We start from the raw sequence: 21,417 nt of genomic DNA on the forward strand, positions 1-21,417 counted from the left end.
ATGTGGTTTAGATCTCGTTTTTAAGTAACGCGTTACATAGAATACGCAACAAAATACAACCCTCCTCAAATTTGGAGCCGACATGTCCCATATTTTGCACTTTCTTTTGGCATTAGTGGTGGTAGCCGTACTGGCCTTGCTGGTCAGTCACGATCGTAAGAGTATCCGTATTCGCTACATCGTACAGCTTCTGGTGATCGAAGTTTTGCTGGCGTGGTTCTTCCTTAACTCTGAAGCGGGCCTCGGCTTCGTGAAAGGGTTTGCCGGTCTGTTTGACCATCTGCTGAAGTACGCCGCAGAAGGGACCAACTTCGTGTTCGGTAACATGAATGAGAAAGGCCTCGCCTTCTTCTTCCTCAATGTTCTGTGCCCGATTGTGTTTATTTCCGCGCTGATCGGTATTTTGCAGCATTTCCGTATCTTGCCATGGGTGATCCGCGGCATCGGTACCGTGCTGTCTAAAATCAATGGCATGGGCAAACTGGAATCCTTTAACGCCGTAAGCTCTCTGATTTTGGGACAGTCAGAAAACTTCATCGCCTATAAGGATATCCTCGGCAAGATGTCACAGCGCCGCATGTACACCATGGCAGCGACCGCTATGTCGACTGTATCGATGTCAATCGTCGGTGCTTACATGACCATGCTGCAGCCAAAATATGTGGTTGCTGCGCTGGTGCTGAACATGTTCAGCACCTTTATTGTCCTGTCGCTGATTAACCCCTACCGCATCGACAGCGAAGAAGACCTGCAGTTGCAGGACCTGCATAAAGGTCAGAGCTTCTTTGAAATGCTGGGTGAATACATCCTTGCTGGTTTCAAAGTGGCGATTATCGTTGCCGCGATGCTGATTGGTTTTATCGCGCTGATTTCTGGTCTGAACGCCCTGTTTGACCTGATCTTCGGCATCAGCTTCCAGGGTGTGCTGGGCTACGTGTTCTACCCGTTTGCGTGGGTGATGGGCGTGCCGTCCAGCGAAGCGCTGCAAGTCGGCAGTATCATGGCGACCAAACTGGTTTCAAACGAATTCGTGGCGATGATGGATCTGCAGAAAATTGCCGGTCAGCTGTCACCGCATGCCGAAGGCATCCTGTCTGTGTTCCTGGTCTCCTTCGCTAACTTCTCGTCTATCGGGATTGTGGCGGGTGCAATCAAAGGTCTGCATGAAGAGCAGGGTAATGTGGTTTCTCGCTTTGGCCTGAAACTGCTGTACGGTTCAACCCTGGTGAGCGTGCTCTCTGCCGCTATCGCCGGGCTGGTTCTGGCCTTCTGATAGTTTGGGCGAGCTTCGGCTCGCCCTTCTCTTCTTAATTATTCCTATCTGTTATAACCCCATTTTCAACCCGCAATCACCGCGCCAACCGCTGCTTCCCCGCTAATTGCAAATCCTTTGCACAATATTGAATTTCCTTCCCAGCCACCTGCCCCCGTAGCTTTTCTCCATGACCTCACATCAGGAGAATCGTATGAGCATTCAATTTCTTGGCATGATTGGCCACCGCCTCGCTTCAGAAATCATCCCGGCCAGCGGCCCGCTGTTCGATAAAGACTACATCGCTCGCTTTGCCCGCGCCCATGAAGAAGCCGGTTTTGATCGTATCCTGGTCGGCTATTGGTCCGATCAACCCGACGGTTTTTTGGTCACGGCCCACGCTGCGGCCCACACCTCGACATTGAAATTCCTGCTGGCACATCGCCCTGGTTTTGTCGCACCAACGTTGGCCGCGCGTAAGCTGGCCTCGCTGGATCATCTCACCGATGGCCGCCTGGCGGTGCACATCATCAGCGGTGGCAGCGATGTAGAGCAGCGCCGCGATGGGGATTTCCTGAATAAAGCCGAACGCTATGCACGCAGCGATGAGTTTCTGACCGTGTTGAAACAGAGTCTGGAATCTTCACAGCCCTACGATCATCAAGGTCAGTTCTATCAGGCTGAACAGGCATTTTCGGCGATTAAACCGCTGCAGAAAAAACTGCCGGTCTATTTTGGTGGTTCATCGCAGGAAGCGATTGATGTTGCGGCGCGCCACGCCGACGTATTTGCACTGTGGGGCGAGCCATTAAAAGGGGCTGAAGAGACGGTGCGCAGCGTGCGTGCCGCTGCGGCTCAGCAGGGACGTGAAATCGACTTCAATATTTCCTTCCGCCCGATTATCGGCAAAACCGAGAAGGAAGCCTGGGAGCGTGCCGAGCATATCCGCGAAACGGCCGAAAAACAGCTGCGCGAAACCGGCTTTGCCTTTGGTAAACCCAAACCGCAAAGCGTGGGTGCGCAACGCCTGCTGGCCGCCGCGAACGAAGGGGATCGACTGGATAAGGTGCTGTGGACCGGCGTGGCCAAACTGGTTCAGGGCGGCTACAACTCTACCGCGCTGGTCGGCACCGCCGATCAGGTCTCTGATGCGCTGCTGGACTACTATCGCCTTGGTATTCACAGCGTGTTAATTCGCGGCTTCGATCCACTCAATGATGCGGTGGAGTATGGTCAGGAACTGATTCCCCTGACGCGTGAAAAAGTGGCCGCGCATACTGCTGCGGTTAAAAGGAGCGCCTGATGCGGTTGGCTGCCCTGTTTGCCGGTGTTGCACTGGCGCTATCTGCGCTTAATCCGTTGTTGGCGGCGGATAAAGTCACCCTGCGCTTAGGCGATGTGAAAGGCGATCGTTTTGCCGCGCTGAAAGCCTCTGGCGAGCTTAATAACCTGCCTTACGATCTCAAACTCACTGCTTTCGATTCCGGCGCACCCGTGCAGGAAGCACTGAATGCTGGTGCGCTTGACGTCGGCTTTACCGGCGACCTGCCGTTCCTGTTTGTCTATGCCGCTGGCGCGCCGGTTAAAGCCGTGGGCGCCTGGCAGAATAATCCTGACAGCATCGCCCTGCTGACGCGTCCGAATGCCGGGATCCACAGTTTGCAGGATTTAAAAGGCAAGCAAATCGCGGTGAATCGTGGCGGCTGGGGCCATTATCTGCTGCTGGGCTTGCTGGAACGAGCCGGATTGAAGCCTGACGATGTCACGCTGCGTTTCCTTGGCCCGGTGGATGGTCGTGCGGCATTGACGTCTGGTGCGGTATCGGCCTGGGCGCCGTGGGAACCGTACATCGCCACCTCAACGGCGGTGGATGGCACCGTGCGTGTCCCTGACGGCGGCGGCAAAGGAATTATGTCCGGTTACTCGTATGCCTTAGCGCGCGATGAAGCCTTGAATGATGCCGGTAAGCGTAAAGCCATCGCCGATTTGCTGGCACGTCTGGCAAAAGCACAGATTTGGGCGCAGCAGCACCCGCAAGAGTTCGCAGCGGTGCTGGGCAAAACACTCAATATGCCCACAAACATTACCAGCAGCTGGATTGCCGATGCGCGAATCCGCCCGCTGGTGTTTGACGCCAGCCTGATCCCTACGCTGCAACAGTCGGCAGACTTCTTCCATCGCTATCAGGTATTGCCCAAAGCGATTGATGTCAGCAAAGCCTTTGATTTCAGCCTGTCTGCGCAGGCCAACCAGGTTGCTCAACATGCGCCGGGAGACAAATCATGAGTGAGTATCAACACCATCGTTTACGCCGCTTTGTCAGTGATCTGGCGAACTTACTCGACAGCCAACCCGATGAAGCCACGGTTTTGCAACAGGGCAGTGCCTGGCTGGGCGAGCTTATTCGCCATGATGACTGGTTAGATGAAGCCTATACCCAGCCGCATCCAGACCACTATCAGCAATATCTGCTGTATGCCGATGCTCAGCAGCGCTTTTCGGTCGTGAGTTTCGTGTGGGGACCGGGCCAGCAAACACCGATTCACGACCATCGCGTGTGGGGCTTGATTGGCATGCTGCGCGGCGCGGAGATTTCACAATCCTGGCAGCCGGGGCCACATGGATTACAACCTGAAGGTGCTCCCGTGCGTCTCAATCCAGGTCATGTTGAAGCCGTCTCCCCCACCGTGGGTGATATTCACCGCGTGAGCAACGCCTATGACGACCGCGTCTCGATCAGCATCCACGTCTACGGTGCCAATATTGGGGCGGTAAAACGCGCGGTGTACCGCGAAGACGGCAGTGAAAAACAGTTTATCTCCGGTTACAGCAACCGCTATTTACCAAACATTTGGGATCTCTCACATGAGTAAAACGACTTTCCCTCTCCGCCCGGCAGCGGAGATTCTTGAAGCGCTGCGTCAGCAGCAGGAAGTGGCGATTGTGGATGTGCGTGACGAAGCGCTGTACGCCACCGCACATCCGCTGTTTGCGGTGAATATTCCGCTCTCCAAACTGGAACTCGAACTGTTAGATCGCATCCCGCAGCACAGCACATCCATCACTTTATATGATAACGGCGAAGGTCTGGCGCAGGCAGCAGCCGAACGTATAGCCGCACTGGGCTACAGCAATGTGGCGCTGCTGAAAGAGGATTTAGCTGGCTGGCAAGCTGCAGGCGGCGAGCTGTTTATTGATGTCAATTCGCCGAGCAAAGCGTTCGGTGAACTGGTGGAGCATCACAATCACACCCCTTCCCTGTCAGCGGATGAGGTGCACGCCCTGATCAACAGCGATGCCGATGTGGTGGTGCTGGATGCCCGCCGCTTTGATGAATATCAGACCATGAGCATTCCCGGAGCCACCAGCGTACCGGGCGGTGAGCTGGTGTTGCGCGTGCGCGATCTCGCCCCTTCGCCGGAAACCACTGTGATTGTGAACTGTGCGGGACGTACGCGCAGCATCATTGGTACCCAGTCGTTGGTGAATGCCGGGATTCGCAATCCGGTATTCGCACTGCGTAACGGGACCATCGGTTGGACGCTGGCGGGACATGCGCTGGATAAAGCCCAGTCGCGTCGCTACGGTGAGACCAGCGAAACCGCACAGCGCCAGGCCGCGAATAATGCACGTAATCTTGCCGATCGTGCCGGCGTTGAGCGTATTCCGCTGGCAACCTTGAAGCGCTGGCAGCAGGAGCCACGTAATACTTACGTATTTGATGTGCGCGATGCCGAGGAGTACGCCACGGGCCATCTGCCTGGCAGCCGCCACGTGCCAGGGGGACAGCTGGTGCAGGAGACCGACCACTATGCCAGCGTACGCGGCGCGCGCATTGTATTGATTGATGACGACGGCGTACGCGCCAATATGACAGCCTCCTGGCTGGCGCAGCTTGGCTGGCAGGTTTCAGTGTTAGAAGAGTTGCAGCCAGAGGATTTCAGTGCAACCGGCAACTGGAAACCCCAGGTGCCAGCCGTCGAACAGCCAGAATTTGTTTCGCCTCAGCAGCTCGCGGACTGGTTGGGCGAGGGGCAAACGCAAGTACTGGATTTCACCACGCGCGCCAATCATCTCAACAGCCATATTCCCGGCGCGGGCTGGCTACTGCGTTCAACGCTGCAACAGCAAGGCAAAGGTGCATTACCCGATGCACGACGCTATGTTCTGACCTGCGGCAGCAGCCTGTTAGCCGGTTATGCTGTCGAGCAGGTCGCTGAGTTGACCGGCAAGCCGGTGTTTGTGCTGGAAGGGGGTAACGCGGCGTGGCGTGCAGCAAACCTTCCGACCGAACAAGGCGAGCAACAGTTACTGTCACCGGATATCGATCGCTATCGTCGCCCGTATGAAGGCACGGATATCGAACCGAAGGTGATGCAGGCGTATCTGGATTGGGAGTATGGTCTGGTCGCGCAGCTGGACCGCGATGGTACGCACGGTTTCAGGGTATTGCCGTTGGCTTAATATGTTGCTGGGCGACCAGAAGGGCTTTTGACACTCATTCAAGCGCTTTCGGTCGCCATTAATGACTGATTGCTTGTCAGTTAAGCTGCTGACGATAACGCCATTAATGGCTAACCTTCGACGAACGTGCATAATTTTCGTAAGGTGCGCGTTGATGTGCACTTGCAACAGACATTCATTGCATAGCAAAAACGCCAAATGCACGATTATTCGTGTTTAATTTTTTCGTTTAGGATTTTATTACGCGTTCAGAACGAACAGAGATTTGGTGGAGATAAGCGGGATCGAACCGCTGACCTCTTGCATGCCATGCAAGCGCTCTCCCAGCTGAGCTATACCCCCACATCTGGAAATCTTATTCAGTGCCCATCGTTAATAACGATTTGGTGGAGATAAGCGGGATCGAACCGCTGACCTCTTGCATGCCATGCAAGCGCTCTCCCAGCTGAGCTATACCCCCAGCACCGAAAACTGCCGATTTAACTCGACGGACGGCATAATATGAAACCGCCTCCTGAGTGTCAACGTCAAATTCTTGTTCTGTGTTCAATCGCTGAAAAAGGCGGCAACCCCGCGTCATAATGGCTTTTTTTTCAACGTAATCGCACTTTCCTTTGCTGATTTTCGCATGACCTTCTCACCCCACAAGGTTAAATCGCGGTTAAAGATGTTAGGAATAATCTTGTGTTCGTTACGGGCGCGTGTAAACTTAGCGCGCTAATTAACCGGTCAACCTTCCAGGGTAAGTCTCTCTTTGGCCGGCCAGCAACTTCCCCCTTGTTAACGAAAAGAAAAGTGAACTATGTCGCTGCATACACCAAAAGAGATCGCCCAACTGGCGATTCAAGCTGGCGTGGCTAAAAGCCGTTTGCCGGTTTCTACCTTGTTAATTCTTGGCTTTATGGCCGGTGCATTTATTGCCACTGGTTTCCTGCTCGATCTGCACGTTATCAACCAACTCCCTGCTGAATGGGGTTCGTTTGGTGGCTTCCTCGGCGCAGCCGTGTTCCCGGTGGGTCTGATCCTCACCGTGTTAGCCGGTGGCGAACTGCTGACCGGCAACATGATGACGATGCCGATTGCCTGGTTCGCTCGCCGCATCAGCGGTTTTAGCGTGCTGCGTAACTGGTTCTGGGTCACTATCGCCAACTTCTTAGGCAGTGTGGCCGTGGCGTGGTTCTTTGGCCACATGCTGGGTATGACCGAAGGCGATTACCTGAAAAAAACCGTGGCGATTGCCCACGCGAAAGTGAATGCCGACTTCTTGCATGCGTTCATTTCAGGTATTGGCTGCAACTGGCTGGTGTGTCTGGCTGTTTGGTTAGCTTTTGCCAGTAAAGATATGGTCGGTAAAATCTTTGGCATGTGGTTCCCGGTGATGGCATTCGTCGCCATTGGCTTCCAGCACGTCATCGCCAACATGTTTATTGTGCCTGCTGCTATTTTTGCGGGCCAAATGAGTTGGGCAGAATTTGCGCCAAACGTGATTGCCGTTTTCCTCGGCAACGGCGTCGGCGGTGCAATTTTTGTTGGCCTCACCTATTTCCTCGCTTTCCGTCCAGAACAGCCTTCCGTTAGCGAAGCACAGTAATCGAATTATGCCTTTTGTCATCTGACAAAAGGCATTTTCCTGTCGGATGACTTCTCCCCGTTACGTTTTGTTGTAATATGTACAGCTAATGTATTTAACAGGGACAGCATCGTGAAAAAGGAATGGCTCACCCCCGAAGAGCTCGCGCTGGAAACGGGCTACAGTCGGCAGACCGTGAATAAATGGATCAAGCGAGAGAACTGGACAACCACGCCTAAACCGGGTGTTCAGGGCGGTAAAGCGCGATTGATCCACATTGACGAGCGGGTGAAAAGTTTTATCCAGTCCACGCGTCATGTTAACGAACCGGTGGCTAATTACGGTGCTCAACAAAATACGTTGCCTGCGTTATTAATAAATTCTGTCCAGCAAATGACAACAGGCGAACAAGACCAACTTGCCGCCCTGCTGCTGCGCGAAGGGATAAGTGGCGTGCTGGAACGGCTAGGCATTAAAGAAGAATAAAAAAAACCGGGGGCGTTATACTCCCGGCTTTTTTAATGCCCGCAATAATTGTAGCGGCAACCTTGATGGTAGCCGCTCACTCAATTAAGCCTGGGCTTCACGCTCAGCAATAAATGCCAGCGCTTTTTCAATACGCGCCACACTACGGCTGCGACCAATCGCTTCAACCGTCACATCCAGCGCCGGAGACTGGCCTGCACCCGTCACCGCCACACGCAGTGGCATGCCAACTTTACCCATTCCCAGCTCAAGCGCATCGGCTGCACCCTGAATCGCGTTATGCACGTTTTCCGCATTCCACTCGCTGTCACTGAGCGCAGCCAGCTTGTCACGCACCACTTCCAGCGGCTGACGTGCAACAGGACGCAGGTGTTTCTTCGCAGCATCCGCATCAAAGGCGTCGAACTCTTCATAGAAGTAACGGCAAGAAGCCGCGATCTCGACCAGCGTTTTGCAGCGCTCACCCAATAGCGTCACCAGCTTCGCTAGTTCCGGGCCGGTGCGGGTATCAATATTTTGCTGTTCAATGTGCCACTGCAGCTGCGTCGCCACATATTCTGGCGGCAGCGTATTAATGTAGTGATGGTTCAGCCACTGCAGTTTTTCAGTATTGAAAGCACTGGCTGATTTGCTGACCGCATCCAGGGTAAACAGCTCGGCCATTTCTGCCACGCTGAAAATTTCCTGATCGCCATGCGACCAACCCAGGCGAACCAAATAGTTGAGCAGTGCTTCCGGCAGATAGCCGTCATCACGATACTGCATCACCCCTACCGCGCCATGACGCTTCGACAACTTCTTGCTGTCATCACCCAGAATCATAGAAACGTGCGCATAGGTAGGCACTTCAGCGCCAATCGCTTTCAGGATGTTAATCTGGCGCGGCGTGTTATTAATATGGTCTTCACCACGAATAACGTGGGTGATACCCATATCCCAGTCATCCACCACGACGCAGAAGTTATAGGTTGGCGAACCATCAGTACGACGGATGATCAAATCATCCAGCTCTTGGTTACTGAATTCGATCGGACCACGGATTTGGTCATCGAAAATCACCGAACCTTCTTGCGGGTTACGGAAACGCACCACACATGGCTCATCCGCAGCGTGATGCTCGTGACTGTCACGGCAACGACCGTCATAGCGTGGCTTCTCACCTTTCGCCATCTGTTCTTCACGCAGAGCTTCTAAACGCTCTTTTGAGCAATAGCATTTATAAGCAGAGCCAGCCTCTACCATTTCATCAATGACCGCGTTGTAACGATCAAAGCGCTTCGTCTGATAGTACGGGCCCTCATCCCATTGCAGGTTAAGCCAGTGCATACCATCCATGATGGCTTCAATGGCTTCCGGCGTAGAACGTTCTAAATCGGTATCTTCGATACGCAGAACGAATTCGCCCTTGTTATGGCGAGCATACAGCCAGGAATAGAGAGCAGTACGGGCACCGCCCACATGCAGGTAGCCAGTGGGGCTGGGTGCGAAGCGAGTTTTGATTTTCATTCAGCATTGCCTTAGATGCGCAGGTTTCTTTATCTGGATGACAAAAAAACGGGTTAACGCGAAAAAACAGTGGGCATATTCTAGCAGGTGAGACGCTTTCCTCAATGACTCTCGCGGTGGCATCGCTTATTCAACTGCGTTTTTCTGCTAATAAAACCAGCACATTGACTAAAAGCGCGACATTACGCCTAAATTTAGAGCGAACAAACATTTATGTTTTAAAAAGCGTTGACTCACTTCGAAGGATCCCTATAATGCGACTCCACACAGCGGGGGTGATTAGCTCAGTTGGTAGAGCATCTCCTTTACACGGAGGGGGTCGGCGGTTCGAGCCCGTCATCACCCACCACTCTTAAAGTGGTCCGCAGTGTGCAAGAGTTTGGAAAGAGTAAGATATGGGCGATTAGCTCAGTTGGTAGAGCATCTCCTTTACACGGAGGGGGTCGGCGGTTCGAGCCCGTCATCGCCCACCATATCTTAGTCAGATGACACTCTTGTTAAGCAGTTCCGAAGTGGGCGATTAGCTCAGTTGGTAGAGCATCTCCTTTACACGGAGGGGGTCGGCGGTTCGAGCCCGTCATCGCCCACCATATCTTAGTCAGATGACACTCTTGTTAAGCAGTTCCGAAGTGGGCGATTAGCTCAGTTGGTAGAGCATCTCCTTTACACGGAGGGGGTCGGCGGTTCGAGCCCGTCATCGCCCACCACTTCGGGTCGTTAGCTCAGTTGGTAGAGCAGTTGACTTTTAATCAATTGGTCGCAGGTTCGAATCCTGCACGACCCACCAATGTAGAAAGGCGCCCTAAAGGCGCCTTTTTGCTATGCAGAAAAAGTGCTGGATGAGAACCTGCTGCAGGTTCGACTGAATTGCCCGGAGCAATTCAGGCTGATGCGACAGCATCACCCGAAGGGCGAGGCCCCGGACGGGCCGAGGCATATCCTGCACGACCCACCAATGTAGAAAGGCGCCCTAAAGGCGCCTTTTTGCTATGCGTAAAACACCTCGTCCTCACGAAACCTTTTCACTGGCTTAACGCTTTGCGTGCTCAAGGCTGTTCCCACCTGTGCCGATAACGATAATGGTCTATTGCAAGGAGTAAACCATGTCGACTATCTCAAGTGTAAGCAGCATCAGTAGCGCAAGCAGTGGTGGAGGTTCCACCTCACAAATCGCCAGCCTGAATAAACAGATCCAAAGCCTGACTCAACAGGTTAAAGATCTGGCAGATGACGATACCCTCACGGATGAACAGAAATCTGAAGAACAGCAGATGCTGGAATCACAGATTGCGATGGTAGAAGCGCAGATAGCGCAAATTGAGCAGCAGCAGGCAGAAAAAGCGCAGCAGAAGCAAGAAGCGCAGCAGCCGACTGCGGCCAGTGCCACCAGCGCACCGAAAGCTGATGGCATTAATCGTCCGACCGATACCAACCAAATCAACGTTTACGTCTAAAACGCCGGTTTGAGTGCGCGTTGTTGCGCCAGCAGGCTTGCCTGTTGGCGCACCTCCTGCCAGATGGCTTCGGCGGCCGGGGTCAAAGACCGATTCTTTCGTTTAATCAACATCAGATGACGATTGATCTCTGGATAGAGTCGACGTACTGCAAGTTTGCGCCCTGAAGGCAGTGGCAGCGCTAACGCTGGCAAAATACTGATGCCTATTCCCGCCTCCACCATCGGAAACAACGTGGCGGGGTGACCAATCTCCTGCACCACCTGCACCTTTATGGATAACTGCTGCAAAGCCGCATCCACCAGTAAGCGACTGCCGGAAGCATAATCCTGTAACACCAGATTGCGCCCCGCTAACATCGCCCACTCGGCTTGCTCCACCTGCGCCAGCACATCGTCCTGGTGGCACAACAGTAAAAACGGCTCTTGCAAAATATCTTCGGCATCAAAATCGGCTTCTGCGAGCGGTCCGATAACAATACCAAAATCGACTTCCGCATTACGTACGCTCTGTAGCACCGACTGCTGCGCGCGGTCGTGCAAAATCACACGAATATCCGGATAACGTTGCTGACTGCCCGCTAAACATTGCGGCATCAGGTTTGCCGAAGGGGTCTGACTCGCGGCCACCCGCACCGTGCCGCTGCGCTGTTCCCCATAGCTGCGCACATCCAACACAGTGGTGTTTAACTCTTCCAACAGCCGCTCAAGGCGTGATGCCAGTTGGTGCCCCGCTTCCGTTAACATCACCTCACGCGTGGTGCGATCGAGTAATCGCACCCCCATTTCGGCTTCAAGCTCTTTAATACTGTGGCTCACCGCAGACTGGCTGAGGCCAATGGCCTGACCTGCCTGGCTAAAGCTCCCCTGCTGTGCCACGGCAACAAAGGTGCGAAGCTGACGTAAGGTGTAATTCATCGATATCTCTCATAGATTAATGCAATAAATCAATTTTATTTCTAAACCCGAGTAGCGCACAATCAGCTCCATCATTTTTATTATTAACCGGATTGTAACAATGGGATTTTTACGACTCGACCCAATGATGGTCAAACTCATCATCACCGTGCTGCTGGCAAGCTTTATTCCGGCCAAAGGCGGTTTTGTTGATTTCTTTGAGTATCTGACCACCGCCGCCATTGCCCTGCTGTTCTTTATGCACGGAGCCAAGTTATCTCGCGAAAAAATCATTGCAGGCAGCAGCCACTGGCGTTTGCATCTGTGGATTATGTGCAGCACCTTTGTAGTATTCCCGATTCTGGGTCTGCTGCTGGTGTGGTGGCATCCGGTTAACGTTGGTGCGGAGATTTACACCGGATTCATCTATCTGTGTATCCTGCCCGCGACCGTTCAGTCAGCCATTGCCTTCACCTCCATGGCGGGCGGGAACGTCGCCGCTGCGGTCTGTGCAGCGTCGGCTTCCAGTTTACTCGGCGTATTCGTTTCGCCGCTGCTGGTCAATTTGGTGATGAATGTGCACAGCGATGCGCCGAGTAATGGTCTCGAACAGATTGGCAAAATCATGCTGCAACTGTTAGTGCCGTTCGTGATTGGTCACTTGTCTCGTCGCTGGATTGGCGGCTGGATAGAGAAACATCGCAGCCTGATTGGCAAAACTGACCAGACTTCAATCCTGCTGGTGGTCTATTCTGCCTTCAGTGAAGCGGTAGTGAACGGCATCTGGCATCGCGTGGGCGTGGATACGCTGCTGTGGATTCTGGTGGGCAGCGTGGTGATTCTGTTTGTCGCGCTGGCAATTAACCTTGGGGCTTCGCGACTGTTTGGTTTCAGCCGTGCCGATGAAATCGTGGTGCTGTTCTGTGGCTCGAAGAAAAGTCTGGCTAATGGTGTACCGATGGCCAACATTCTGTTCCCGGCCAGTTCGGTGGGGATTATCGTACTGCCGTTGATGATCTTCCATCAGGTACAGTTGATGGTGTGTTCCTTTATTGCCCAACGCTACAAGGCAGGCAATGAGAAGCGGCTGGCGCAGCAGCAAGTGGAAACGCAAAAATCCTAAGCAAACGGCCCGCAAATACGGGCCGTTTTACTATTCACTGCGCTTGAGGGGTTTAACCAACCCCTCTAATCCTTCAATTTTAATCGCCAGCGTCAGTTGCATCAGGTCACCTAACTTGCCTGCGGGAAACTCGTTTTTGCGCGCAAACCACAGCAAATACTCTTCAGGTAAATCGATCAACATACGGCCTTTGTACTTACCAAAGGGCATCGCCATGTTGGCGATTTCCACCAACTGATGTTTCTCCATGTCAGGCTCCAAGCAGGCGAATCATCTCCGCTTCATCAATCACCGGAATACCCAGTTCCTGTGCTTTCGCCAGTTTCGAACCTGCGGCTTCGCCGGCAATCAGTAAATCGGTTTTCTTCGATACGCTGCCGCTGACTTTCGCACCGAGCGCCGCCAGACGTGCCTTAGCATCGTCACGATTCATCTGCGACAGCGAGCCGGTCAGTACCACGGTTTTACCGGCAAACGGACTGTCGATCTCTGCCGCGTTCACCACTTCTGGCTGAGGCCAGTGCACCCCAATCTCAGTCAGTTCGCGGATCACCTCGCGATTGCTCTCTTCATCCATGAAATTACGCACATGTGCAGCAACCACTTTGCCCACATCCTGCACGGCAATCAGAGCCTCGAGATCGGCATTCATCACTTTATCCAGCTCACCAAAATGATTGGCCAGATTAGCGGCGGTGGCTTCCCCAACCTCACGGATGCCGAGTGCATAGAGGAATCGAGGCAACGTTGTGAGCTTCGCCTTTTCCAGCGCATCCACGATATTTTGCGCCGACTTTGGTCCCATACGATCCAGCCCAGTGAGCTTGCCGGCGGTGAGACGGAATAGATCGGCCGGCGTCTGGACATACTCTTTTTCCACGAGCTGATCGATTATTTTTTCGCCCATACCGTCAACGTCCATCGCACGGCGAGAGACAAAGTGCTTAAGCGCTTCTTTACGCTGCGCACCGCAAATCAGGCCACCGGTACAACGCGTCACGGCTTCACCTTCGACGCGTTCGACATCTGATCCACAGACCGGGCAATGGCTCGGGAAGACGATTTCACGCGTGTCTTCAGGACGTTCAGATTCCACCACATTCACCACCTGCGGAATCACATCGCCCGCGCGGCGAATCACCACTTTATCGCCGATGCGCAAGCCCAAACGCGCGATTTCATCAGCGTTGTGCAGTGTGGCATTACTCACCACCACGCCAGCCACCTGCACCGGCTCCAGACGCGCCACCGGGGTGATAGCACCCGTACGGCCAACCTGGAATTCAACGTCGCGCACGAAGGTCATCTGCTCCTGCGCGGGGAATTTAAAGGCCACGGCCCAGCGAGGCGCACGCGCGACAAAGCCGAGCTGCTCCTGCAGGGCCTGAGAATCCACTTTGATCACCACGCCATCAATATCAAAACCGAGTGACGGGCGGTCTTGCTCCACCTGGCGATAGAATGCCAGCACCTCTTCGGCGGTATGAGCCAGACGAATACGGTCGCTGACCGGTAATCCCCAGGCTTTAAACTGTTGCAGGCGCTGCCAATGGCTGGCAGGCATTTCACCGCCTTCCAGCAGGCCAAAACCGTAGCAGAAGAAGGTCAGCGGGCGTTTCGCCGTGATGCGTGGATCGAGCTGGCGCAATGAGCCCGCAGCGGCATTGCGCGGGTTGGCGAACACTTTCGCTCCCGTACGACGAGCTTCTTCATTGAGCTTTTCAAAGCCCACTTCCGTCATAAACACTTCCCCACGCACTTCAACGCGCGCGGGAATGTTGTCGCCGTGCAAACGCAGCGGGATTGCATGAATGGTACGCACATTGACGGTGATGTTCTCACCGGTGGTGCCATCACCGCGTGTGGCTGCGCGTACCAGCAGGCCATCCTCATACAGCAGGCTAACCGCCAGGCCATCCAGCTTGAGTTCGCAGCAGTAGGTCAAATCATCGCTGCTTTTCAGGCGATCCTGGACGCGTTTATTGAAGGCAAGGAATCCGGCTTCATCAAAGGTGTTGTCGAGTGACAGCATGGGCACTTCGTGGCGAACCTGTTCGAAAGCAGCCAACGGTGCCGCGCCTACGCGCTGAGAGGGGGAATCGGGCGTGATGAGATCGGGGTTCGCCGCTTCCAGTTCGCGCAGCTGCTGCATTAATCGATCATATTCTGCATCCGGAATTTCCGGTGCATCCATCACGTGATAGAGGTACTCATGGTGACGTAACGAGGTACGCAGTGCGGTGATCTGCTCCTGAACCGATTTCATAATCTTTTACCCGATAAAAAACCCCCGACATGCGGGGGTTTAGTTAATATTTTTCACGATGAAAGACGGTTAGCCAATCACTTCACGAATGCGTGCTTTGTAGGTTTCCAGCTTCTGTGGCGTCATCATGCGGCGCTCATCATCCAGCACCACACCACCCACATCATCAGCGATACGCTGTGCTGACTGCAGCATCAGCTTGAAGTTCTGGTTGGCATCACCGTAAGACGGCACCATCATAAAGATGGAGATGCCCGGCGTAGTGAAATCGCCCATGGTGTCCGGGTTAAATGAGCCCGGCTTGACCATATTCGCCAGGCTAAACAGCACAGGTCCGCTGCCTGCTGGGCTGAGATGGCGATGGAAAATGTTCATTTCTCCAAACTGGAAGCCCGCTTGCAGAATACCCTGCAACAGCGCTTCGCCGTTCAGTTCACCACCGGTGTGCGCGGCCACGTGCAGTACCAGCACCGCTTCATTTTTTCTTTGTGAAGAGGCAGCAGGCTGCGCCGGCTGTTCCTGCACCACCGGTGCTTCTTCTTCAAATTCAGGTTCTTCCGCAGCCTGGAATTCAGGCGCAGGCTGGGTTGCAGACAGTGGCTCATTATCCAGCAAAGGATCGGCCTGCACTGGCTGAGGTTGTGGCGCAGGCGCAGGTCTCGCTACGGGTGGTACAGGCGCTTGCGGTGCAGGTTGACGCACGGCTGGCTCATCATCCAGCAGTGGATCGCCCATTAATGGCGCTTCATGAAGTGGGAACGGCTGACGCACAGGTTCAGGCGCACGCGGCGCGCTGACAGGTTTAGTCACAGGCGCGTCAAATTCAGGCTCTTCATGGGCGTCACGATGACGGCTCACACGAACTTCGCCGACGCCATCATCTTCGTCGCTCAGCAGATCTTCATCGGCTTCATCGCGTTGTTTCAGACGTTTGTGCGGGCGATCACGAAACACGGAAGAGCGCTCTTTACGGCTGGTCCACAGTCCGTGAAGTAGCAGCGCTATTATGGCGATCGCGCCAACAACGATTAATATCAGACGCAAATCCTGCATCATTGTATTCTCTGTTGTTCCAATACCTTGCCACCACGGCAAACTTTATCCTCTAACTGTATTTGCCCAGCTACACAAGTGCAAGTCTGTGCAGTATTTTCTGACAAATAAGATAGCTGCCCCACGCTTTTTTGCTGTTTTTTCGCGCAATGTGCCCCTGCCGCCGACAAAAAGCCAGGTTATGATGTGCGCGCCGCCACACACAAGGAGAATGGCTCGCTATGCCCGCAGAGAACTTACCCTCATCATTTAATGGTATTCATTACTTTGCCGAAGGCTGGAAGTTGGTTCGCCTGCCTGGCATTCGCCGTTACGTTATTATCCCGCTGCTGGTTAACATCGTGCTGCTGGGCGGCGCCTTTATCTGGCTGTTTCAACGTCTGGGCCAATGGATCCCTGCCGTGTTGTCCCACGTACCAGACTGGTTGCAGTGGCTGAGTTATTTACTTTGGCCGCTGTCGGTTATCTCGATTGTGCTGGTGTTTAGTTACTTCTTCTCCACCCTGGCCAACTGGATTGCCGCTCCCTTCTGCGGGCTGTTGGCAGAGCAGCTGGAAGGACGCCTGACCGGCAAACCGCTGCCAGACAGTGGCTGGATGGCGATGTTCAAAGATATCCCGCGCATTATGAAGCGCGAATTACAAAAGCTGGGCTACTACCTGCCGCGTGCACTCGGCTTGCTGGTGCTCTATTTTGTCCCTGGATTTGGACAAACCGTCACCCCGGTCTTATGGTTTTTGTTCAGCGCCTGGATGTTGTCGATACAGTATTGCGATTATCCGTTTGACAACCACAAAGTGAGTTTCCACCAGATGCGCAGTGCATTGCGTCAGCATAAGACCGCCAATATGCAGTTCGGTGCGATGGTGAGCCTGTTTACCATGATTCCAATTCTGAATCTGGCCATCATGCCGGTGGCGGTATGTGGCGCCACAGCGATGTGGGTTGACCGTTATCGTATGCAACACACACGTCATTAAAGCTTCAAAAAGCCTTATGCATTTTTGCGTAAGGCTTATGGTTGTGGGCTATATAGATATACGATTTCTTTCCTTCCGCGTACGGGAAGAAAAGGTATGCTCTGAGGGTTCCCAATATTTCATACAGTTAAGGACGAGCTATGAGTAAGATCTATGAAGACAACTCTCTGACAATTGGTCATACGCCGCTGGTTCGACTGAACCGCATCGGTAACGGCCGCATTCTGGCGAAGGTCGAGTCGCGTAACCCGAGCTTCAGCGTCAAATGCCGTATCGGTGCCAATATGATTTGGGACGCGGAAAAACGCGGCATTCTTAAACCGGGGGTTGAGCTGGTTGAACCCACCAGCGGTAACACCGGTATTGCGCTGGCCTACGTTGCGGCGGCACGCGGTTACAAATTAACCCTGACCATGCCAGAGACCATGTCGGTTGAACGCCGTAAGCTGCTTAAGGCGCTGGGTGCCAATCTGGTGCTGACCGAAGGCGCGAAAGGCATGAAAGGAGCCATCGCCAAAGCGGAAGAGATCGTCGCTAGCGACCCAGACAAATTTGTGCTGTTGCAGCAGTTCAGCAACCCGGCTAACCCGGAAATCCACGAGAAAACCACCGGCCCGGAAATCTGGGAAGACACAGACGGCGAAGTCGATGTGTTTATCGCGGGTGTGGGCACCGGCGGCACGCTGACTGGCGTAAGCCGCTACATTAAAAATACCAAAGGCAAGAAAGAGCTGATTACGGTGGCGGTTGAGCCAACAGACTCGCCGGTTATCGCTCAAGCGCTGGCAGGTGAAGAGATCAAACCCGGCCCACACAAGATTCAGGGCATCGGTGCCGGTTTCATTCCGGGCAACCTTGACCTGAAACTGGTTGACCGTGTGGTGGCGATTACCAACGAAGAAGCGATCAGCACTGCGCGTCAGTTGATGGAAGAAGAAGGCATCCTGGCCGGTATCTCCTCAGGTGCTGCCGTGGCTGCCGCGTTGAAATTGCAGGAAGACGAAGCCTTCGCTAACAAGAACATTGTGGTCATCCTGCCCTCTTCTGGAGAGCGTTACCTTAGCACCGCATTGTTCGCCGATCTGTTCACTGAAAAAGAGCTGCAGCAGTAACCGCCAAAGTCTTAAATTGATGGAAAAAGCACCCAATCGGGTGCTTTTTTGTGGTGTAGATCTCACTTTTACCACCAGGCAGATTGATTTCAATGTCTCGGCTCTGGTATTTAAGCTCCCAATTATTTCGGTGCCTGAAATTAATCTGGCTTTGAAGTGGATCAAGCTGAATCGATTTACTGATTTGGCTAAACGGCGATTCACGGCATACTTAACGGAGTGCCGAATTCGCGCAGTTTTTGATCTGTCTCCGAAAGACGCACATTATGAAGCGCATTTTTTGGTCAGCTTAATGCCACACCAGCGCACCTACACAGGCTAAAGTAGCGGCTCCAGGCTAGACTTTAGATCCATAACACCAAACCTGATAAAGTTGGGGAAATAGAATGTTCCAGCAAGAAGTTACCATTACCGCACCTAACGGCCTTCATACCCGTCCTGCAGCTCAGTTCGTTAAAGAAGCTAAGGCTTTCCAGTCAGAAATCACTGTGACCTCTAATGGCAAATCTGCCAGCGCGAAAAGCCTGTTCAAACTGCAGACTCTGGGTCTGACTCAGGGTACGGTTGTTACGCTGTCTGCTGAAGGTGAAGACGAGCAGCAAGCGGTTGAGCACCTGGTGAAACTGATGGCTGAGCTGGAGTAATTCCGCTCAGGTAAGCAATTAAACCGACTCCTTTGCCCCATTGAGTGCAAAAATCTTGATCGCGGACAACCTGTCCGCGTTCTTGCTTCCTTAGAGTACTGGTCCGTGACAGTGGCAACGCATTGGGTCAATGAGCCATCGTGATTAAAAGGTAGGGTTATGATTTCAGGCATTTTAGCATCACCGGGTATCGCTTTCGGCAAAGCACTTCTGCTGAAGGAAGATGAGATCGTCATCAGCCGTAAAAAAATTACTGACGACCAGGTTGAGCAAGAAGTTCAACGCTTCCTTGATGGTCGCGGCAAAGCGGCAGTTCAGCTTGAAGCTATCCGTGTCAAAGCCGGTGAAACCCTCGGCGAAGAGAAAGCGGCGATCTTTGAAGGTCATATCATGCTGCTCGAAGACGAAGAGCTTGAGCAAGAAATCATCGACCTGATTAAGAAAGATCACGCCACGGCTGACGCTGCAGCGTACTCTGTCATTGATGGCCAGGCCAAAGCACTGGAAGAACTCGACGACGAATACCTGAAGGAACGTGCGGCTGACGTACGTGACATCGGTAAGCGTCTGCTGCAAAACATCCTCGGTCTGCACATTGTTGATCTGGGTGCTATCGCAGAAGAATCTATTCTGGTGGCGAAAGATTTAACGCCGTCAGAAACCGCACAGCTGAACCTGAAGAAGGTGCTGGGCTTTATTACCGATATCGGTGGACGTACCTCTCACACCTCCATCATGGCGCGTTCTCTGGAGATCCCAGCGATTGTCGGCACCGGTAATGTCACCACGCAAATTAAAAACGGTGATTTCCTGATTCTGGATGGCGTAAACAATAAAATTTACGTGAATCCTACTGATGCTGAACAAGAAGAGCTGAAAGCGATTCAAACCCAGTATCTGTCAGAAAAACATGAACTGGCTAAGCTGAAAGACCTGCCTGCTATCACGTTAGATGGCCATCAGGTTGAAGTGTGCGCCAACATCGGTACCGTTCGTGATGTTGCCGGTGCAGAGCGCAACGGCGCGGAAGGCGTGGGCCTGTATCGTACCGAGTTCCTGTTTATGGACCGTGATTCACTGCCAACCGAAGAAGAGCAGTTCCAGGCTTACAAAGCCGTTGCTGAAGCCATGGGTTCCCAGGCCGTGATCGTGCGTACTATGGATATCGGCGGTGATAAAGATCTGCCGTACATGAACCTGCCAAAAGAGGACAACCCGTTCCTTGGCTGGCGCGCGATTCGTATCGCGATGGACCGTAAAGAGATCCTGCACGCTCAGCTGCGCGCTATTCTGCGTGCCTCTTCCTTCGGCAAACTGCGCATCATGTTCCCGATGATTATTTCGGTGGAAGAAGTGCGTGCGCTGAAGGCCGAGCTGGAAATGCTGAAAGGGCAGCTGCGTGAAGAAGGCAAGTCCTTTGATGAGTCCATTGAAGTGGGCATTATGGTGGAAACACCGGCTTCAGCGGTGATTGCTCGCCATCTGGCGAAAGAAGTCGACTTCTTTAGTATTGGGACAAATGACCTGACGCAGTATACTCTGGCGGTCGATCGTGGTAATGATTTGATTTCACACCTCTATAACCCAATGACGCCATCCGTACTCGGCCTCATTAAGCAAGTGATCGACGCGTCACATGCCGAAGGGAAATGGACCGGCATGTGTGGTGAGCTGGCGGGTGATGAACGTGCTACACTACTGTTACTGGGAATGGGGCTGGACGAATTCAGCATGAGTGCCATTTCAATCCCGAGCATCAAGAAGATTATTCGTAATACCAATTTCGAAGATGCGAAGGCATTGGCGGAGCAGGCTCTGGCTCAACCCACAGCGGAAGATTTAATGAACCTGGTGAACAAGTTCATTAAAGAAAAAACGCTCTGCTGATCCACGAGATGCTGGCCCCAAATTACTGCTTAGGAGAAGATCATGGGTTTGTTTTCTAAACTTTTTGGCGAAAAATCAGAGAGCGCGTCAGGGACTATTGATATCGTTGCGCCTCTGTCAGGCGAAATCGTGAATATCGAAGACGTTCCTGATGTGGTTTTTGCTGAGAAAATCGTGGGTGACGGTATCGCCATTAAACCGACAGGCAACAAAATGGTTGCACCGGTTGACGGTACCATCGGTAAGATTTTCGAAACCAACCACGCTTTTTCCATCGAATCTGACAATGGCATTGAGCTGTTTGTCCACTTCGGTATCGATACGGTTGAACTGAAAGGTGAAGGTTTCAAACGCATCGCTGAAGAAGGCCAGAAAGTGAAAAAAGGCGATGTGGTGATCGAGTTTGATCTGCCACTGCTGGAAGAGAAGGCAAAATCCACGCTGACGCCGGTTGTGATTTCGAACATGGACGAGATCAAAGACCTGATCAAACTCTCCGGTCAGGTGACTGTGGGTGAAACCCCGGTTATCCGCATTAAGAAGTAAGCAGCGCTTGCATCATAAAAAACGGCACCCAATGGGTGCCGTTTTTGTTTGGTAAGTTTGGGGTAACGTTGGCTTGTAGTCTGTATCAGAGTGAAAAAAGCGGGATGGGTGCTGTCGGTCAGGACAACCGGGCAGATCGCAAAGACGGCATAAACCATCCCTGGGCCTCTACCCTCGC

The 21,417-nt window shown here is 53.1% G+C and carries 20 protein-coding genes, 7 tRNA genes and 1 other RNA gene; 21 read left to right on the forward strand and 7 right to left on the reverse strand.

Annotation, left to right across the window (positions count from 1 at the left end; translation table 11 throughout):
* Positions 1-82 precede the first annotated feature (82 nt).
* The 5 genes from ACPUC8_RS02990 to ACPUC8_RS03010 all read left to right on the forward strand — a co-directional run bounded on the left by ACPUC8_RS02990 (position 83) and on the right by ACPUC8_RS03010 (position 5,716).
* Positions 83-1,273: a NupC/NupG family nucleoside CNT transporter gene (locus ACPUC8_RS02990; protein ID WP_039327393.1), complete on the forward strand. Its 1,191-nt coding sequence runs from the start codon at positions 83-85 to the stop codon at positions 1,271-1,273.
* A gap of 193 nt (positions 1,274-1,466) precedes the next feature.
* On the forward strand, positions 1,467-2,555 hold the full coding sequence (locus ACPUC8_RS02995) for an LLM class flavin-dependent oxidoreductase (protein WP_058969492.1): 1,089 nt from the start codon (positions 1,467-1,469) through the stop codon (positions 2,553-2,555).
* Positions 2,555-3,538 carry an ABC transporter substrate-binding protein gene (locus tag ACPUC8_RS03000; RefSeq protein ID WP_039327400.1) on the forward strand — a complete coding sequence of 328 codons (984 nt, stop codon included), beginning with the start codon at positions 2,555-2,557 and terminating at the stop codon, positions 3,536-3,538. Before ACPUC8_RS02995 ends, ACPUC8_RS03000 begins: the two co-directional genes overlap by 1 nt.
* Positions 3,535-4,125 carry a cysteine dioxygenase family protein gene (locus ACPUC8_RS03005; protein ID WP_494925558.1) on the forward strand — a complete coding sequence of 197 codons (591 nt, stop codon included), beginning with the start codon at positions 3,535-3,537 and terminating at the stop codon, positions 4,123-4,125. Before ACPUC8_RS03000 ends, ACPUC8_RS03005 begins: the two co-directional genes overlap by 4 nt.
* The gene (locus tag ACPUC8_RS03010; protein WP_494925559.1) at positions 4,118-5,716 is read left to right on the forward strand and encodes a rhodanese homology domain-containing protein; all 1,599 of its coding nucleotides are present in this window, start codon (positions 4,118-4,120) and stop codon (positions 5,714-5,716) included. Before ACPUC8_RS03005 ends, ACPUC8_RS03010 begins: the two co-directional genes overlap by 8 nt.
* A gap of 266 nt (positions 5,717-5,982) precedes the next feature.
* Here ACPUC8_RS03010 and ACPUC8_RS03015 read toward each other — a convergent pair.
* Positions 5,983-6,058: transfer RNA gene (locus ACPUC8_RS03015), tRNA-Ala, on the reverse strand.
* A 42-nt stretch (positions 6,059-6,100) separates the two neighbouring features.
* Positions 6,101-6,176: transfer RNA gene (locus ACPUC8_RS03020), tRNA-Ala, on the reverse strand.
* Between the two features lie 342 nt (positions 6,177-6,518).
* On the opposite strand from ACPUC8_RS03020, the gene ACPUC8_RS03025 reads away from it, so the two are divergent.
* Both ACPUC8_RS03025 and ACPUC8_RS03030 read left to right on the forward strand, forming a co-directional pair.
* A complete protein-coding gene (locus ACPUC8_RS03025; protein ID WP_039329656.1) occupies positions 6,519-7,307 on the forward strand; it encodes a formate/nitrite transporter family protein in 789 nt (262 codons plus the stop codon).
* A 111-nt stretch (positions 7,308-7,418) separates the two neighbouring features.
* Positions 7,419-7,772, forward strand: coding sequence for a YfeC-like transcriptional regulator (locus ACPUC8_RS03030; RefSeq protein ID WP_039329658.1), 354 nt, complete (start codon positions 7,419-7,421; stop codon positions 7,770-7,772).
* 84 nt (positions 7,773-7,856) lie between these two features.
* On the opposite strand, the gene gltX is transcribed toward ACPUC8_RS03030, so the two are convergent.
* Positions 7,857-9,278 carry a glutamate--tRNA ligase gene (gltX, locus tag ACPUC8_RS03035; RefSeq protein ID WP_039329659.1) on the reverse strand — a complete coding sequence of 474 codons (1,422 nt, stop codon included), beginning with the start codon at positions 9,276-9,278 and terminating at the stop codon, positions 7,857-7,859.
* Between the two features lie 273 nt (positions 9,279-9,551).
* Between gltX and ACPUC8_RS03040 the strand changes: the two genes are divergently transcribed.
* From ACPUC8_RS03040 to ACPUC8_RS03070, 7 genes are all read left to right on the forward strand, one after another.
* Positions 9,552-9,627 (forward strand) — tRNA-Val (locus ACPUC8_RS03040).
* Between the two features lie 48 nt (positions 9,628-9,675).
* Positions 9,676-9,751: transfer RNA gene (locus ACPUC8_RS03045), tRNA-Val, on the forward strand.
* Positions 9,752-9,792: 41 nt separating this feature from the next.
* A tRNA-Val gene (locus ACPUC8_RS03050) sits at positions 9,793-9,868 on the forward strand.
* Between the two features lie 41 nt (positions 9,869-9,909).
* Positions 9,910-9,985, forward strand: a tRNA-Val gene (locus tag ACPUC8_RS03055).
* A gap of 4 nt (positions 9,986-9,989) precedes the next feature.
* Positions 9,990-10,065, forward strand: a tRNA-Lys gene (locus ACPUC8_RS03060).
* Positions 10,066-10,096: 31 nt separating this feature from the next.
* Positions 10,097-10,233, forward strand: a non-coding RNA gene (locus tag ACPUC8_RS03065) — RtT sRNA.
* A gap of 148 nt (positions 10,234-10,381) precedes the next feature.
* Positions 10,382-10,732: a FlxA-like family protein gene (locus tag ACPUC8_RS03070; RefSeq protein WP_039329661.1), complete on the forward strand. Its 351-nt coding sequence runs from the start codon at positions 10,382-10,384 to the stop codon at positions 10,730-10,732.
* Here the strand turns inward: ACPUC8_RS03070 and ACPUC8_RS03075 are convergent.
* Complete coding sequence (locus ACPUC8_RS03075; protein WP_058972988.1) at positions 10,729-11,649, reverse strand: LysR family transcriptional regulator; 921 nt, start codon at positions 11,647-11,649, stop codon at positions 10,729-10,731. The two genes, ACPUC8_RS03070 and ACPUC8_RS03075, sit on opposite strands and share 4 nt — an antisense overlap.
* Before the next feature lie 100 nt (positions 11,650-11,749).
* On the opposite strand from ACPUC8_RS03075, the gene ACPUC8_RS03080 reads away from it, so the two are divergent.
* Positions 11,750-12,751, forward strand: coding sequence for a bile acid:sodium symporter family protein (locus ACPUC8_RS03080; protein WP_039329665.1), 1,002 nt, complete (start codon positions 11,750-11,752; stop codon positions 12,749-12,751).
* 30 nt (positions 12,752-12,781) lie between these two features.
* Here ACPUC8_RS03080 and ACPUC8_RS03085 read toward each other — a convergent pair whose 3' ends face one another.
* The 3 genes from ACPUC8_RS03085 to zipA all read right to left on the reverse strand — a co-directional run bounded on the left by ACPUC8_RS03085 (position 12,782) and on the right by zipA (position 16,073).
* Positions 12,782-13,000, reverse strand: coding sequence for a DUF3820 family protein (locus ACPUC8_RS03085; protein ID WP_494925560.1), 219 nt, complete (start codon positions 12,998-13,000; stop codon positions 12,782-12,784).
* A gap of 1 nt (position 13,001) precedes the next feature.
* The gene (ligA, locus tag ACPUC8_RS03090) at positions 13,002-15,017 is read right to left on the reverse strand and encodes an NAD-dependent DNA ligase LigA (RefSeq protein WP_494925561.1); all 2,016 of its coding nucleotides are present in this window, start codon (positions 15,015-15,017) and stop codon (positions 13,002-13,004) included.
* A gap of 69 nt (positions 15,018-15,086) precedes the next feature.
* The gene (gene zipA, locus ACPUC8_RS03095) at positions 15,087-16,073 is read right to left on the reverse strand and encodes a cell division protein ZipA (protein WP_494925562.1); all 987 of its coding nucleotides are present in this window, start codon (positions 16,071-16,073) and stop codon (positions 15,087-15,089) included.
* A gap of 218 nt (positions 16,074-16,291) precedes the next feature.
* Between zipA and cysZ the strand changes: the two genes are divergently transcribed.
* The 6 genes from cysZ to crr all read left to right on the forward strand — a co-directional run bounded on the left by cysZ (position 16,292) and on the right by crr (position 21,239).
* Entirely contained in the window at positions 16,292-17,050 is a 759-nt protein-coding gene (cysZ, locus tag ACPUC8_RS03100; RefSeq protein WP_039329673.1) for a sulfate transporter CysZ, read from the forward strand.
* Between the two features lie 140 nt (positions 17,051-17,190).
* Positions 17,191-18,162: a cysteine synthase A gene (gene cysK / locus ACPUC8_RS03105; RefSeq protein ID WP_058972994.1), complete on the forward strand. Its 972-nt coding sequence runs from the start codon at positions 17,191-17,193 to the stop codon at positions 18,160-18,162.
* Between the two features lie 19 nt (positions 18,163-18,181).
* On the forward strand, positions 18,182-18,484 hold the full coding sequence (locus ACPUC8_RS03110) for a hypothetical protein (protein ID WP_494925563.1): 303 nt from the start codon (positions 18,182-18,184) through the stop codon (positions 18,482-18,484).
* 64 nt (positions 18,485-18,548) lie between these two features.
* On the forward strand, positions 18,549-18,806 hold the full coding sequence (gene ptsH, locus ACPUC8_RS03115) for a phosphocarrier protein Hpr (protein WP_007889063.1): 258 nt from the start codon (positions 18,549-18,551) through the stop codon (positions 18,804-18,806).
* 159 nt (positions 18,807-18,965) lie between these two features.
* On the forward strand, positions 18,966-20,693 hold the full coding sequence (ptsI, locus tag ACPUC8_RS03120; RefSeq protein WP_494925564.1) for a phosphoenolpyruvate-protein phosphotransferase PtsI: 1,728 nt from the start codon (positions 18,966-18,968) through the stop codon (positions 20,691-20,693).
* A gap of 42 nt (positions 20,694-20,735) precedes the next feature.
* Positions 20,736-21,239, forward strand: coding sequence for a PTS glucose transporter subunit IIA (gene crr, locus ACPUC8_RS03125; RefSeq protein WP_034825872.1), 504 nt, complete (start codon positions 20,736-20,738; stop codon positions 21,237-21,239).
* Positions 21,240-21,417 lie beyond the last annotated feature (178 nt).

This window comes from Pantoea sp. CFCC18177 (assembly GCF_059412425.1).

Bases quoted from the DNA above. Each gene is read 5' to 3' on its own strand.
- ACPUC8_RS02990 (WP_039327393.1), top strand. From the start codon at position 83: ATGTCCCATATTTTGCACTTTCTTTTGGCATTAGTGGTGGTAGCCGTA.
- ACPUC8_RS02995 (WP_058969492.1), top strand. From the start codon at position 1,467: ATGAGCATTCAATTTCTTGGCATGATTGGCCACCGCCTCGCTTCAGAA.
- ACPUC8_RS03000 (WP_039327400.1), top strand. From the start codon at position 2,555: ATGCGGTTGGCTGCCCTGTTTGCCGGTGTTGCACTGGCGCTATCTGCG.
- ACPUC8_RS03005 (WP_494925558.1), top strand. From the start codon at position 3,535: ATGAGTGAGTATCAACACCATCGTTTACGCCGCTTTGTCAGTGATCTG.
- ACPUC8_RS03010 (WP_494925559.1), top strand. From the start codon at position 4,118: ATGAGTAAAACGACTTTCCCTCTCCGCCCGGCAGCGGAGATTCTTGAA.
- ACPUC8_RS03025 (WP_039329656.1), top strand. From the start codon at position 6,519: ATGTCGCTGCATACACCAAAAGAGATCGCCCAACTGGCGATTCAAGCT.
- gltX (WP_039329659.1), bottom strand. From the start codon at position 9,278: ATGAAAATCAAAACTCGCTTCGCACCCAGCCCCACTGGCTACCTGCAT.
- ACPUC8_RS03070 (WP_039329661.1), top strand. From the start codon at position 10,382: ATGTCGACTATCTCAAGTGTAAGCAGCATCAGTAGCGCAAGCAGTGGT.
- ACPUC8_RS03075 (WP_058972988.1), bottom strand. From the start codon at position 11,649: ATGAATTACACCTTACGTCAGCTTCGCACCTTTGTTGCCGTGGCACAG.
- ACPUC8_RS03080 (WP_039329665.1), top strand. From the start codon at position 11,750: ATGGGATTTTTACGACTCGACCCAATGATGGTCAAACTCATCATCACC.
- ACPUC8_RS03085 (WP_494925560.1), bottom strand. From the start codon at position 13,000: ATGGAGAAACATCAGTTGGTGGAAATCGCCAACATGGCGATGCCCTTT.
- ligA (WP_494925561.1), bottom strand. From the start codon at position 15,017: ATGAAATCGGTTCAGGAGCAGATCACCGCACTGCGTACCTCGTTACGT.
- zipA (WP_494925562.1), bottom strand. From the start codon at position 16,073: ATGATGCAGGATTTGCGTCTGATATTAATCGTTGTTGGCGCGATCGCC.
- cysZ (WP_039329673.1), top strand. From the start codon at position 16,292: ATGCCCGCAGAGAACTTACCCTCATCATTTAATGGTATTCATTACTTT.
- cysK (WP_058972994.1), top strand. From the start codon at position 17,191: ATGAGTAAGATCTATGAAGACAACTCTCTGACAATTGGTCATACGCCG.
- ACPUC8_RS03110 (WP_494925563.1), top strand. From the start codon at position 18,182: ATGGAAAAAGCACCCAATCGGGTGCTTTTTTGTGGTGTAGATCTCACT.
- ptsH (WP_007889063.1), top strand. From the start codon at position 18,549: ATGTTCCAGCAAGAAGTTACCATTACCGCACCTAACGGCCTTCATACC.
- ptsI (WP_494925564.1), top strand. From the start codon at position 18,966: ATGATTTCAGGCATTTTAGCATCACCGGGTATCGCTTTCGGCAAAGCA.
- crr (WP_034825872.1), top strand. From the start codon at position 20,736: ATGGGTTTGTTTTCTAAACTTTTTGGCGAAAAATCAGAGAGCGCGTCA.